Below are 13,841 nucleotides of genomic sequence, written 5' to 3'. Positions count from 1 at the left end.
ATCCCACGCAGACAGGAACGCCGTGACGACACTATCGAAGATCGTCGGCGGTGCGATTCTGTTGTTGGTAGTGGTCGGTGCGCTGATCGTGACGATCGTGCCGCAATTCCTCGATCGGATTTATTATCGCGGGCCGGCGTCGGGCCATTTCGACGGTGCGCGCTTCTTCAATCCTGATGGCGACGCGGATACCAAGCAGATTCAACCCCAGGGGAGCGGCGGTGGTCGCGCGAGCTTTTTCTGGAAGTATTTCACGGGCAGCGATGGCCGGCCCGAATGGCCGAAGTCGGTCGCAGTAAACCGGGTCGCGCCGCCTGCCCGTGTCGAGGGCGAGCGGATGGTGGCGACGTGGGTCGGCCATGCGAGCGTGCTGATCCAGACGCAGGGGCTGAACATCCTCACCGACCCGGTCTGGGCGGAGAATGCCGGGCCGCTCGGCACGGGGCCGCGTCGTGTCGCCAAGCGGGGGATCGCGTTCGATGCGCTGCCCAAGATCGACCTCGTGCTGATCAGCCACAATCATTACGATCATCTCGACAAGGCGACGCTGAAGCGGCTGTGGGGCCGCGATCGGCCGCGGATCGTCACGAGTTTGGGCAACGACAGCGTTATCGGCCAGACCGGCGCGTCGGCGACCGCGCTCGACTGGGGGCAGCGAGTGGCGATCAAGCCGGGCGTCGCGGTCATGGTGACGCGCAACCATCATTGGGGCAGCCGCTGGTTCACCGATCGCAACCGCGCACTGTGGTCGAGCTTCGTCGTGACCCTGCCGGGCGGGAACGTGTTCTTTGCGGGCGATACCGGGATGGGTGACGGGCAATGGCCGGGCGAGGCGGCGGCGCTGGGGCCGATCCGGCTGGCGCTGATCCCGATCGGTGCGTTTCGGTTCGTCGACGGACAGATGGAGTCGGGGAGTCACATCGGGCCGGTGGACGCAGTCGAGGTCTATCGTCGGCTGGGCGCGGCGTACGCGATCCCGATCCACTGGGGGACGTTCCGGCTGTCGTTCGAGGGGTATGATACGCCGCCTAAACTGCTGGCGGCGGCGATGCGGTGTACCGGGCAGACTGGGTTCGCGCCGGTGGCGATCGGGCTGCCGGTGGAGGTTGCGGGGTATGTGAAGCCGCTGGCGACCACGCCAATGGCAAGGGAGGCGTTGCTGAAGTGCCTAGATACGCCGGAGGTTCGCGCTTTGCGGTAGTCGGGATCGCTCGCGCATTACCCCCCGGCGGAGGCCGGGGTCCAGTTGGGGGACGTTGCTAACGTGGCACGGCCCGCTGTTACTGCCACCTTTCCAACTGGGCCCCGGCCTTCGCCGGGGAGGATTAATAGGCAAGGGATTAGGACAAGACCGGGACGTCGTGCCCGCCCTCACCCCATCTTGAACACGCAGAGCTTGTTGCCGTCCGGATCGCGGAAATAGGCGCCGTAAAAGCCCATCTGTTCGGGGCCGCGCGAGCCCGGTGAGCCCTCATCGGTGCCGCCTAGTTCGATCGCTTTGGCGTAGACCAGATCGACCTGCTCGCGTGAATCAGCCGACAGCGCGACCATCGTACCGTTGCCGGCGGTCGCGTCCTGCCCGTCATACGGCTTGCCGATCGCCAGCATCGGCTTCCCTGCGCCGGCGCCGTAGAAGGTCAGCTTCCGATCGTCGGGCATCTGCATAAGCCGCTTGCCGCCAGCGGTCGCCAGCAGCGCGTCGTAGAACGCCAGCGCAGAGTCGATGTCGTTGGTGCCGAGCGTCGCGTAACCGATCATAGATCTCTCTCCTCATTGTTTGAGGCGAGTATCCGCCGGTTGGCCGAAGGCGGCAACGCACTTCACTGTTCCCCCGCGCAGGCGGGGGGCCAGGGATTACATCACCGTCGAACTCCGGGAGGGTTTGGGCCTAGACCCCCACGTTCGCGGGGGAACACTTCAGCCGACGAAGGCGCGTTCGATCACGAAGGTGCCGGGCTTCGAATTCGCACCCTCCTCGAAGCCGTTAGCCTCGAGCATCACCGCGAATTCCTTGATCATCTCGGTCGAGCCGCACAGCATCGCGCGATCGGTCTCGGGGTTGAGCTTCTGCTCGCCGCGGACCGGATGGCCGAACAGCGAAGCATCCTCGATCAGCGCGCCGATCCGCCGCGTGGTGCGGAACGGCTCTCGCGTCACGGTCGGTATGTAGTGGAACTGCGTCTGCGCTTCTTCCGCGATCAGCGGGTCCTCCGCCAGCAACCCGACCATCTCGTCGTGATAGGCGAGATCGCTCACGCGCCGCACGCTGTGCACGACGATCACCTGTTCATACGCCGCATAGACGTCGGGATCGCGCATCAGGCTGAGGAACGGCGCGAGGCCGGTGCCGGTCGAGAACATGAACAACCGCTTCCCCGGCAGCAGAGCGTCGAGCACTAGCGTGCCGGTCGGCTTCTTGCCGAGATACACTTCGTCGCCGGGCTGGATCAGCTGGAGCTTCGAGGTAAGCGGGCCGTCCTCGACCTTGATCGACAGGAACTCCAGCTCCTCCGAATAATGCGGGGACGCGATCGAATAGGCGCGCATGATCGGCTTGCCGCCCTCCTGGGGGAGGCCGATCATCACGAACTCGCCCGAGCGGAAGCGGAAGGTCGAGGGCCGCTCGATCGCGAAGCTGAACAGGTGTTCGTTCCAGTGACGCACCCACAGCACCTTGGCGTTGAGGAACGCGGGCGTCTCGGGGATCAGCACGGGGGCGCGGGTTGCTTCGACGGTCGGGGCGGTCATGCGTCTATTCCTTCGGCCGCGCAGAATCGCGCTGGCGGGTCAATGCTTGCGAAGCGGTCGCAGTATTGGCGTGCGTGCGGTGGGTCAACAACAGCTAAACTTGGCCTGACACAAACAGCGCCAAGCCCACGACAGTCGGCCTTAAGAAATCCTCCCCCGCCAGGGGGAGGTGGCGCCGAAGGCGTCGGAGGGGGAGGACACGCGACAGCCGTTGCGGCTGCCTCCCCCTCCGTCTGGCAAGTGCCAGCCACCTCCCCCTGGCGGGGGAGGATTCTATGAAGGTCGAACCGCCTTGCGCCGCCTCCTCCGCGGAAGAACGCTAGCCGTTGCCGACTCACCGCCTGTTCCCCATATTCCCCCTCAATGGCCATTCAGATCCGCACCAGCCTCGCCGAGCCCGAAACCGGCGACACCTTCGTGCCGCACCGCCCGACCGCGCGTCCTGACAAGGTCGAGGGCGGCAAGCGGTTCAAGCTCGTCAGTGAGTACGAACCGGCGGGCGACCAGCCGACCGCGATCGCCGAACTGGTCTCGGCGATCGCCGACGGGGAGAAGGACCAGGTGCTGCTCGGCGTCACCGGCTCGGGCAAGACCTTCACGATGGCGAGCGTCATCAACCGCGTCCAGCGCCCTGCGCTGATCCTCGCCCCGAACAAGATCCTCGCCGCGCAGCTCTACGGCGAGATGAAGTCGTTCTTCCCGGAGAACGCAGTCGAATATTTCGTCAGCTATTACGATTATTACCAGCCCGAGGCGTATGTCGCGCGCTCCGACACCTACATCGAGAAGGAGTCGTCGACCAACGAGTCGATCGACCGGATGCGGCATTCCGCTACCCGTGCGCTGCTCGAACGCGACGACGTGATCATCGTCGCGTCGGTGTCGTGCCTGTACGGCATCGGCTCGGTCGAGACCTATTCGGCGATGATCTTCGACCTCAAAAAGGGCACGACGGTCGACCAGCGCGAGATCGTGCGGAAGCTCGTCGCGCTCCAGTACAAGCGCAACGACGCGGCGTTCCAGCGTGGCAATTTCCGTGTGAAGGGCGACACGCTGGAGATATTCCCGTCGCATTACGAGGACAGCGCGTGGCGCATCTCGTTCTTCGGCGACGATATCGAGGAGATCACCGAGTTCGATCCGCTGACCGGCAAGAAGGTCGCGTCGCTGAACTCGGTGCGGGTGTACGCAAACTCGCATTACGTAACGCCTGGACCGACACTCAAGCAGGCGGGCGAGGCGATCAAGCACGAGCTGGCCGAACGGCTGAAGGAGCTGGTGCTGGAGGGCAAGTTGCTGGAAGCGCAGCGGTTAGAGCAGCGGACCAACTTCGACTTGGAGATGATCGCCGCGACGGGCTCCTGCGCGGGGATCGAGAATTATTCGCGCTTCCTCACCGGCCGCATGCCGGGCGAGCCGCCTCCCACTTTGTTCGAATATCTCCCCGACAATGCTTTGCTGTTCGTCGACGAGAGCCACGTCACGATCGGCCAGATCAACGGCATGTCGCGCGGCGATCACCGTCGCAAACTGACGCTCGCCGAATACGGCTTCCGCCTGCCGTCGGCGATCGACAACCGCCCGCTGCGCTTCAACGAATGGGACGCGATGCGGCCGCCGACGACTTATGTCTCGGCCACGCCGGGTAGCTGGGAGATGGAGCAGACCGGCGGCGTATTCGCCGAGCAGGTCATCCGTCCGACCGGGCTGATCGATCCCCCCGTCGAGATCAAGCCGGTCGAGGAACAGGTCCAGGACCTGATCGTCGAGGTCGGCAAGACCACCGCACTCGGCTACCGTACCCTCGTCACCACGCTGACCAAGCGGATGGCGGAGGACCTGACCGAGTATATGCACGAAGCAGGGATCAAGGTCCGCTACATGCACAGCGACGTCGAGACGCTGGAACGCATCGAACTTATCAGAGATCTCCGTCTGGGCGTTTACGACGTCCTCATCGGCATCAACCTGTTGCGCGAGGGGCTCGATATCCCCGAGTGCGGGCTGGTCGCGATCCTCGATGCGGACAAGGAGGGCTTCCTGCGCTCCGAAACGTCGCTGATCCAGACGATCGGCCGTGCCGCGCGCAACGTCGACGGCCGGGTGATCCTGTATGCCGACCGCGTCACCGGATCGATGGAGCGCGCGATGAACGAAACGTCGCGCCGCCGCGAGAAACAGGTCGCGTACAACACCGAGCACGGCATCACCCCGACGACGATCCGCCGCAACATCGGTGACATCATCGCGCACGTGGCTAGCCAGGATCAGGTGACGATCCCGATCGACGAAGACCGCCCGCACATGGTCGGCCACAACCTGCGTGCGTATATCGAGGATCTCGAGAAGCAGATGCGAAAGGCTGCGAGCGATCTGGAGTTCGAGACCGCCGGGCGGTTGCGTGATGAGATCCGGCAGCTGGAGAACGAGGAACTCGGCCTGCCGGCGGATCAGCAGAAGGCGCCGGTCATGGGTCGGTCGAACGAGGGCAAGCCGGGAACCCGAAAAACGCGCTACGGCAAGAGCCAGAAGATGCGGATGGGAGGCTCCCGGTCGCGGTGATCGGTGGCGTACGGTGATCGAGACCACCGGACTAGATACCGCTCAGCCGACGACGAGGTCTTCACTGCTCGACCCGTAATAGCTCGCGACGCGGTCGGCATAGGCTTGGTCGAACACCGGTGCGTTGTTCGACCAGCTCGGACCGCCCTCCAAGACGCGCTTGTCGATCGTGACGACGTAGAGGTCGCGGACCGCGTCGAATTGGAGCAGCGCGAACGGCAGCGGGTAGAAGCTCTTGCCCATGCCGAGGAAGCCGCCGAGGCTCAGCACGGCGTGCGTGACGCGGCCGGTGCCCTTGTGGACCATGAACGCATGGACCGAGCCGACAGCGTCGCCATCGCGGCTCTCGACTTTCATCGTGCCCGAAATGTTCGACTGGACGAGCAATTGGGTCGGGGTCTGGGCAGCGGTGTCGGACATGAGCGTTCTCCTGATTTCTTCCGTCGCTGAACCGGTACCACCGTGCGGCGGTTCCCGCCTAGAGCGCTTCGTCGTACTTGAGCGACCGCCAGGCGTGCCGCATAGCGATGCGATGCGCACTCCGTCCCCTCACCTCGTCGGCTTGCGATCGCTTGCCAGCCCCCTCCCCCTGGCAAGACTTGTCGGCCTGGCGACGCTCGCGTCGATCGCCGGCTGCGTTCCGCCACCGCGTGCCGAAGCGCCGCCGCCGCCGCGCACGGTGGCACCCGCCCCTGCTCCGGCACCGCGCCCGGTTCCGATTGCCGCGGACTGGCGTGACTGGCCGTATTCGCCGGGGACCTGGGTGTATCGCCGTGATGCGCGCGGCTCGATTGCGCTGTTCGGACCCGCAAATGCGGACGCGTCGCTGACGCTGCGCTGCGACACCGGGGTGCGCCAGCTCTATCTGTCACGCGCGGGCAGCACGGCGACGCCGCTGACGATCCGCACATCCAGCGTGACGCGCGCCGTGTCCGTCCAGCCTACCGGGGGCACGCCGCCCTATGTCACGGCTGCGCTGATGCCGAACGATTCCTTGCTGGAGGCAATGGGATTCAGTCGAGGGCGGTTCGTCGTCCAGCAGGCCGGATTGCCACCGCTGGTGGTGCCCGCCTGGGCCGAGATCGAGCGCGTAACCGAGGATTGCCGCGGCTGATATCGACGAACCGGCAGTCGTACAGGATTGTCCGAAAACTTCCGTAAAACAAGGCTTGTATCGCAGGGCGGGTCAGCACACATTGGCGTTGCGGTCAGGCTTGGCCGCGTTGTTTCAACAAGCGAAAGGAGGTGATCCGATGTCTCATGGTTCAGCAGTGAGTTCGGTTCGGTTCGTTCGGGGGACGCACCGCTAACGCCGCCGGTCCGCGTGGGGAGTATCCTCTCCCAGTCAACACGTGGTCCATAGGCTAAGCGGTACGCATGGTCCTCCGGGCTGGAGCTCTCCGGCCGCTGACCATGTCAGGAGGTTGTCGGGTCGTCGGGAGACGATCCGGCAGCCTCTTTTCATTTGTGGGGTGTGGTTGGTTGGCGGTTATCGATCCAACCGCCATTTACGACAATGTTGCGGGAACCAACGACGTTCGCTGTCGTCGAAGCCACCCCGCCTTTGCCTAGCTGACGAGATTGGCAGGCGCAGGCTGAGCGTATGACCAACGACTGCGGCGCACCCGTCACCACTTGTGTTCTGCCTTAACGATGAGAGCCCGAAATTAGAGCGCGCATCGAGCTAACGCTGAAACAGCCGAAGACGCGAAAACGTCCCCACGCCCACATCGTCATCCTGACGAAAATCAGGACCCAGGATCCCATTGGGCAGAAATCCATTACTCTGGGTCCTGACTTTCGTCAGGATGACGTGAGATATGGGACGACGGAACGAGCGCGACGGAGGGACTGGCTTATGCCCCCAGCTCTAACTGCCGCGCACGTTGCGCTCCGGCCGCCCTTAGCCGCGATCGCCCCTTTTACAGGAACGCCTTCGCCCGATTGAGCACGATGCTGCACATCCGCGTCTTCACCTGCCCGCCAAGGTTGTCGAGCGAGAATGCTTGCCCATTCGGCGCCTGGACCTCCCCAGACTGTCCTGCAGCATATTCCGGCGATGTCTGCACGCCCTGCCGCCCGGTCAGACGCTGGAGGATCGACTGCGCGCCAGTGGCCGGCGCATTCGTCGAGGCGCCCGTTCGCGGGGTTGCATTGCGCCCGCCCGTCAACGCGCCGAGAGCACCGCCCTGCCCGAGAAGATTATTCTTCAGGCAATAGCCGAGCAGCCCCGCTGCATTACCTGCACCGATCGATCCAACGTTTGGCAGCGCACCGCCCAGCAGGCCACCGAGACCGCCAAGGCTGCCCAGACCGTTCTGCGCCGGCGCCGATCGCGGCGCGCTGGTCTGAGCCGATGCTGGGGACGCGAGAGCGAAGGCTGCGGCGAGGGTGATTGCGGTCTTGGGCATGATGGAGTGCTCCGATAGGGTCGTGGTACCAACGGGGCTGGCCGAGCTGCGTTCCGAACGGGGTTCGCTCAGCGACCCGCGAACAGCGCGTCGACCGATCCGCTATTGGCGCCCAACGCCGCCACGACCCATCGACTGGCGTCGTAATAGACCAAGGACGCCGCGCCCGGATCCGTCTTACGAAGACGGGCGGCCTCCGCGTCCGTCAGGCTGCTCTCGCGCGCGACATGATCGGCATACCCCTCCTTCTGCCAAGTCGGGAGCATCGCGCTGCGCACTTCGCCCAAGTGGTTGGCGATCATGATGTGCGTCGTCTCGTGCGCGATCACGCCAGATAGCGTGCGGGTGTTGCCGATCGCACGGTCGTTCGTCACGCGGTCGGCGCCGACGTCGCTGCGGTTGACCACGATCGCCGCGCTGAACGGCCGGCGGAAGGCGAAGGCGTGCGGCGACTGGATCGCCAGGAGCCGCCAGCGCCAGCCGCCGTCCGTGAGAAACAGCGATCTATCGAGCGGACCGGTGTAGATCGGACTGGCGCGCAGCAATCCCTCCGCACGCGCCAGTTCGCTGCCGATCCGCGGATCGATCGGGCGCTCGGCATAGACGGTGACGGTGCCGATCCGCTGCTTGTACGGAAACGCGAGCAACTACGGGGCGTAGACGACCGCGACGGCAAGCAGAAGGAGGACGGAAAAGGTCTACCGGACGGGCCTTTGCCCCCTTCTGCGCGCACGCGTCGTCATGCGGACGTCAGCAAGCCTTCGCGTGCGATCTTCTCGCGCCAGACCAGCGGGGCGAGCTGGTGGACGTTCTCGCCTGCGGAATCGACCGCGACGGTCACTGGGAAGTCGGCGACCTCGAACTCGTAGATCGCTTCCATCCCGAGATCCTCGAACCCGACGACCTTGCTCCCCTTGATCGCGCGCGCGACGAGATAGGCGGCGCCGCCGACCGCCATCAGATAGGCCGACTTGCGTTCGGCGATCGCCTTGGTCGCGTCGGCGCCGCGCTCGGCCTTGCCGACCATCGCGAGCAGGCCCTGGTCGAGCATCATGCGGGTGAACTTGTCCATCCGCGTGGCCGTGGTCGGGCCGGCGGGGCCGACCACCTCGTCCCCAACCGGATCGACCGGGCCGACATAATAGATTACGCGACCCGCGAAATCGACGGGGAGCGGTTCGCCCTTCGCCAGCATGTCGGCGATCCGCTTGTGCGCGGCGTCGCGCCCGGTGAGCATCTTGCCGTTGAGCAGCAGGCGGTCACCATGCTTCCAGGTCTGCACGACTTCGGGCGTCAGCGTGTCGAGATCGACGCGGATCGCGGCCTTGTCAGGCGTCCAGTTGACGTCGGGCCACTCCTCCAGCTTCGGCGCTTCCAGATACACCGGACCCGAACCGTCGAGCACGAAATGCGCGTGGCGGGTGGCGGCGCAGTTCGGGATCATCGCGACCGGCTTCGACGCGGCGTGCGTCGGCCAGTCGAAGATCTTGACGTCGAGAATAGTCGAAAGGCCGCCCAGCCCTTGCGCGCCGATGCCGAGCGCGTTGACCTTGTCATAGATTTCGATCCGCAGCGCCTCGATGTCGTTCTTCGGCCCGCGCGCCTTAAGCTGCGCCATGTCGATCGCGCCCATCAGCGATTCCTTGGCGAGGATCATCGACTTCTCGGCGGTGCCGCCGATGCCGATGCCGAGCATGCCGGGCGGGCACCAGCCGGCGCCCATCTGCGGGATCATCTCGAGCACCCAGTCGACGATCGAATCGCTCGGGTTCATCATCTTGAACTTCGACTTGTTCTCGCTGCCGCCACCCTTGGCCGCGACGTCGATCGAGACAGTGTTGCCGGGCACCATCTCGACATGCATCACGCTGGGTGTGTTGTCCTTGGTGTTGCGGCGGGTAAAGGCGGGGTCGGCGAGGATCGAGGCGCGCAGCTTGTTCTCGGGGTTGAGATAGGCTTTCCGCACGCCTTCATCGACGACCTCCTGTAAGCTGCGGGTCGACTCGAGCCGGCAATCCTGGCCCCATTTGACGAAGATCGTGACGATACCGGTGTCCTGGCAGATCGGGCGATGGCCCTCGGCGCACATCCGGCTGTTGGTCAGGATCTGCGCGATCGCGTCCTTGGCGGCGGGGCTTTGCTCGGCCTCGTACGCGACGCCCAAGGCACGGATGTAATCCATCGGGTGGTAGTAACTGATGAACTGGAGTGCGTCGGCGACGCTTTCGATCAGGTCGGCTTCGATGATGACGGTCATGCAGCGCCTTTGCGGATGCGGGGATGTACGCGCCTTAGCCGCGTTCGGGCGATTTATGAAGACCGAGGGGGCGTCGGTACGCCATCAGTCCGGCGCCGGCTGCAAAAGAAGGTTAGGGTGGGTTAGGCCAACGCGCGGTCTTTCGTGGAGCGGGTAAAGAGCCACGCGGTGTGCGAAGCATAATCGACTTTGCACCAGAACTGGATCGACGATTTGAAAGAGCCGAGGACCGAGCGTGACACCGAAGTCGCGTGTAGGACAGCGAAAACTGGCGGGCCTTGGCGGCGATGTTTTTGGTGGGTTTACGCCCACTTGCGGACGTTGGCAGCAGCAGTATCGGCACTGCGACGGGATCTTGCCGAGGTCCTGATCCTGCGGCAATAGGCAGGCCGATCGGCGGCCCTTGTTCGGGGTTGCAGCGACGATCAGGGGCGGTGCCGTATCGCCTACAGCGTCGACGATCCGTGAGTATGATCCGTGCAACGACGACTTTTATCGGCCTCGTTCGGCGCAATCTTCGCGATCCTCCCCGTAGAAGGCGCGCAGGCGCAGACGGTGCAGGAATTGCAGGCGCAGATCGATGAACTGAAGGCGACGATCGCCGAGATGAAAGCCGCGCAAAAGGATAGGGCGTCGCCCGGCCCCGCGCCCACGCCGCGCGCGAGTGTGGCCGTCGCAGCGGCGCCGACGACCGCGCCGGCCGCGCCGCGTGCGGAACAACCGACGGTCGCGATCGCTGCCGTCGAGAAACCCGCCAAACAACAATGGTACGACCGCATCGCCATTCGCGGCTATACGCAATTGCGCTTCAACGAGATCATCAGCGGCGACCGCCGCGCGCCGGACGGAATCTCGCGGTTGCGCTCGGTCGGGGACGGCGGGATCGGCGACGATACCAACTTCACCTTCCGCCGAATTCGCCTGATCCTGCAGGGCGATCTGAGCGACCGCGTCTCCTTCTACTTCCAGCCTGACTTCGCAAACAGCGTCGCCAATCAGTCGGGCGGTGAACGCCGGGAAGGGTTTGTCCAGCTCCGCGACGCGTACGTCGATACCTTCCTCGACCGCGACAAGCGGTTCCGGCTGCGCTTCGGTCAGTCGAAGGTGCCGTTTGGGTGGGAGAACATGCAATCCTCGTCCAACCGCCTGACGCTCGATCGCAGCGACGGCATCAATAGTGCGGTGCCGGGGGAGCGCGATATCGGCGTGATCGCCTATTACACCCCACGCCAGGTCGAACGCATCTGGCAGAGGCTGGAGGAGGACGGGCAGAAGCTGTTCGGCAATTACGGCGCGTTCGGCGTTGGCGTCTTCAACGGGCAAGGCATCAACCGGACCGAAACCAACGACGGCGTGATGACGGTCGCGATGGCTACCTGGCCGTTCGCGCTCGACGGGCTGGGCGAGGCGTTCGACGGGCAGGTGCTCGAACTGGGCGGTGCCCTGTTGCGCAATGGCGTACAGCCTGAAATCCGCAGCGGCGGGACGAGCGACACCGTCTACCGCGAGGAACGCGGCGGGATCCATGCGGTGCTCTACCCACAACCGTTGGGCTTCCAGGCGGAATGGAACTGGGGGCGTGGTCCCGAATTTGACGTGTCCCGCCAAGCGATCCGCTCTCTTCCGCTGAACGGCGGCTACGTCCAGACCATGGCACGCGTGCGGCACTCGCCGGTCGGGCCGTTCATGCCCTATGCGCGCTGGCAATATTACCGCGGCGGCTGGAAGGCACTGACCAACGCGCCCCGGCTCGAGACCGACGAGATCGAATTGGGGATTGAGTTCCAGCCGAACCCCGAGCTCGAGCTGACGCTTGCCTATGCCCATATGCAGCGGCGCGAAGGCGACGAACGGCTGGCGGGGCGCGCCGAAGGCGACGTGATCCGTACGCAATTGCAGTGGAATTACTGAGCCGGGGAGGCGCCGTGCGCCGCACCTGGAGCGGGTACCTTACCTTCCGTTCACTTGACCGCGCGCAACGGCATTCGACACGGTCTATCGCAGGCTGCGGCCCGCTTGAGCCAAGGTTAGGCGGCGTGGCGCCATTGAGTTTGAATATCTGTTTCTCGCTTGCTGCTTGAAAGCGGGCCGGCCGCTATCAACCCGCAGCGGTCCTTTGGCTCCTGCCCCGCTACCTGAACGAATTGCTGTTTACGGTGATCGCTACTCGAAAGCGGACGGGCCGCTTTCCTTCCCAACCCGGTCATTCCGCTCACCGCTTATTCCTCGTGCGAAGTGCCCAGCGTGGCGGCACCCACGAGTAGCAGCGCAGCGAGCGCAACCGCGATCCACAGCGCCTTCAGATCCAGGATAGGGAACACTGCGGCGCCCGCGGTCGCTCCGCCGATCAACCCCAGCCACAACAGCAGATAGGGCACCCAGGCAAAGCGGGGACCGCCGGCGAACGCGGTCGTGAGGTGCTGGCCGATCTTGACGAGCGTGCCGGTCATGTAGGTGACGCCGACGCTGACCTCGCCGTCGCGCTGGAACACCGCGTTCGCCGATCCCATCGCCACCGCCATCAGCAGCGGCGCCGGGACGAGGTCGCCACCGTGCGTCGCCGTAGCAGAGGCGATCGCCAGCGCGACCAGCACGAACGCCAGTACCGCCTGCTTCCGCCGCCGCCCCGCGAGCCGCCCGACGGTTTCGCCGGTCATGACCCCGCCGACGAACGCCGCGATCAGCGCACCCGCGAACAGGCTGCCCGGCACGACGCCGGTGATACCCGCCGCAAAGCGAGTCGAATTGCCGCTCATGAACGAGACGAACAGGCCGCCGAGCTTCAGAAACCCCAACGCATCGACGAATCCCGCCAGCGCGGCGAGCCCTATTGCCAGCAGACGCTGGCGTTTTTCATAGCGGCGCATGGCCCATCATAGGCTTGGCGGCGAGAAATGGGAGATGGCGTTTCGTCGGTGTATTGGGGCGACGGGTTCCGACTGCATTGCGCGCCCTTCCGGACTTCAAGAACGCGGTTTATCCTGTGGCGATGCAGGACATCAGAAACATCGTCGTTCTTACCGGGGCCGGCATTTCGGCGGAAAGCGGGATCGTGACGTTTCGGGGGCCGGGTGGGCTTTGGGAGGGGCACCGGGTGGAGGATGTCTGCACGCCCGAGGCGCTCGCGGCGGATCCGGAATTGGTGCACCGGTTCTACGATCTGCGGCGGGCGGCTTTGGCGGGGGTGGCGCCCAATGCCGCGCATCGGGCGCTGGCGCGGCTGGATGCGGCTTGGGAGCGCGAGCTGCTGATCGTCACGCAGAATGTCGATGACCTGCATGAGCGCGCGGGGGCGCCAATCGGTGGGGGGCGGATGCTGCATATGCATGGGGAGCTGTTGTCGGCGCTCTGCGCTGTTTGTGGAGCGCGGGAGGCTTGGACGGGGGCTTTGCCGGAGGGGTCGGTGTGTGGCGCTTGCGGCGCGGCGGCGCTTCGGCCGGACATCGTGTTCTTTGGGGAGATGCCGTACCAGATGGAGCGGATCGAGGCGGCGTTGGCGCGGGCCGACCTGTTCGTTTCTGTGGGGACTTCGGGGGCGGTGTATCCGGCGGCGGGGTTCGTGCAGACCGCGGCGTATCATGGGGCGCGAACGCTGGAGCTGAATCTGGAGCCTTCGATGGGGAGCGTGTTCTTCGAGGAGACGCGGATCGGGGCGGCTGGGGTGTTGGTGCCGGCTTGGGTTGGGGAGATGCTCGGCTAGTTCCCCGGCGTCCACCCCGGCGGAGGCCGGGGCCCAATTGGGAAGGTCGGAGTAACTGGGCGCAGCCCGCTGTTAGCTTCGTTCCCCAATTGGGCCCCGGCCTTCGCCGGGGTAGTGGTGCGTGCGTGCGGTGAGCGTGGGTTGCGGTTGACGGAGGACAAAA

Annotated in this window: 12 protein-coding genes; 5 read left to right on the top strand and 7 right to left on the bottom strand. The window is 65.1% G+C overall.

Annotated features, from left to right (window positions below):
- The first annotated feature begins 22 nt into the window (after positions 1 to 22).
- Positions 23 to 1,201: an MBL fold metallo-hydrolase gene (locus U1708_RS11765; protein WP_332745897.1), complete on the top strand. Its 1,179-nt coding sequence runs from the start codon at positions 23 to 25 to the stop codon at positions 1,199 to 1,201.
- A 170-nt stretch (positions 1,202 to 1,371) separates the two neighbouring features.
- Here the strand turns inward: U1708_RS11765 and U1708_RS11760 are convergent, their stop codons facing one another.
- Both U1708_RS11760 and U1708_RS11755 read right to left on the bottom strand, forming a co-directional pair.
- Positions 1,372 to 1,758 (bottom strand): VOC family protein, encoded by a 387-nt coding sequence (locus tag U1708_RS11760; RefSeq protein ID WP_332745895.1) that lies wholly within the window; start codon positions 1,756 to 1,758, stop codon positions 1,372 to 1,374.
- A 159-nt stretch (positions 1,759 to 1,917) separates the two neighbouring features.
- The gene (locus U1708_RS11755) at positions 1,918 to 2,748 is read right to left on the bottom strand and encodes a ferredoxin--NADP reductase (protein ID WP_332745893.1); all 831 of its coding nucleotides are present in this window, start codon (positions 2,746 to 2,748) and stop codon (positions 1,918 to 1,920) included.
- Positions 2,749 to 3,111: 363 nt separating this feature from the next.
- On the opposite strand from U1708_RS11755, the gene uvrB reads away from it, so the two are divergent.
- A complete protein-coding gene (gene uvrB / locus U1708_RS11750; protein ID WP_332745891.1) occupies positions 3,112 to 5,310 on the top strand; it encodes an excinuclease ABC subunit UvrB in 2,199 nt (732 codons plus the stop codon).
- A 42-nt stretch (positions 5,311 to 5,352) separates the two neighbouring features.
- Here the strand turns inward: uvrB and U1708_RS11745 are convergent, their stop codons facing one another.
- Entirely contained in the window at positions 5,353 to 5,730 is a 378-nt protein-coding gene (locus U1708_RS11745) for a PRC-barrel domain-containing protein (protein WP_254687519.1), read from the bottom strand.
- 112 nt (positions 5,731 to 5,842) lie between these two features.
- Between U1708_RS11745 and U1708_RS11740 the strand changes: the two genes are divergently transcribed.
- Entirely contained in the window at positions 5,843 to 6,424 is a 582-nt protein-coding gene (locus U1708_RS11740) for a hypothetical protein (RefSeq protein ID WP_332745887.1), read from the top strand.
- Between the two features lie 808 nt (positions 6,425 to 7,232).
- On the opposite strand, the gene U1708_RS11735 is transcribed toward U1708_RS11740, so the two are convergent.
- The 3 genes from U1708_RS11735 to U1708_RS11725 all read right to left on the bottom strand — a co-directional run bounded on the left by U1708_RS11735 (position 7,233) and on the right by U1708_RS11725 (position 9,978).
- Complete coding sequence (locus U1708_RS11735; protein WP_332745885.1) at positions 7,233 to 7,721, bottom strand: DUF2501 domain-containing protein; 489 nt, start codon at positions 7,719 to 7,721, stop codon at positions 7,233 to 7,235.
- A 68-nt stretch (positions 7,722 to 7,789) separates the two neighbouring features.
- Complete coding sequence (locus tag U1708_RS11730) at positions 7,790 to 8,368, bottom strand: hypothetical protein (protein WP_332745883.1); 579 nt, start codon at positions 8,366 to 8,368, stop codon at positions 7,790 to 7,792.
- A 92-nt stretch (positions 8,369 to 8,460) separates the two neighbouring features.
- Positions 8,461 to 9,978, bottom strand: coding sequence for a fumarate hydratase (locus U1708_RS11725; protein WP_332745880.1), 1,518 nt, complete (start codon positions 9,976 to 9,978; stop codon positions 8,461 to 8,463).
- Positions 9,979 to 10,455: 477 nt separating this feature from the next.
- On the opposite strand from U1708_RS11725, the gene U1708_RS11720 reads away from it, so the two are divergent.
- Positions 10,456 to 11,889 carry a porin gene (locus U1708_RS11720; protein WP_332745877.1) on the top strand — a complete coding sequence of 478 codons (1,434 nt, stop codon included), beginning with the start codon at positions 10,456 to 10,458 and terminating at the stop codon, positions 11,887 to 11,889.
- Between the two features lie 308 nt (positions 11,890 to 12,197).
- Here the strand turns inward: U1708_RS11720 and U1708_RS11715 are convergent, their stop codons facing one another.
- Positions 12,198 to 12,845, bottom strand: coding sequence for a YoaK family protein (locus tag U1708_RS11715; protein ID WP_332745875.1), 648 nt, complete (start codon positions 12,843 to 12,845; stop codon positions 12,198 to 12,200).
- A 122-nt stretch (positions 12,846 to 12,967) separates the two neighbouring features.
- On the opposite strand from U1708_RS11715, the gene U1708_RS11710 reads away from it, so the two are divergent.
- Positions 12,968 to 13,678: an NAD-dependent deacylase gene (locus U1708_RS11710; protein ID WP_332745873.1), complete on the top strand. Its 711-nt coding sequence runs from the start codon at positions 12,968 to 12,970 to the stop codon at positions 13,676 to 13,678.
- Positions 13,679 to 13,841 lie beyond the last annotated feature (163 nt).

The sequence above is a fragment of the Sphingomonas arabinosi genome (genome assembly GCF_036663715.1).
Classification (GTDB): domain Bacteria; phylum Pseudomonadota; class Alphaproteobacteria; order Sphingomonadales; family Sphingomonadaceae; genus Sphingomonas.
This window is presented reverse-complemented; position numbering and strand designations above follow the sequence as displayed.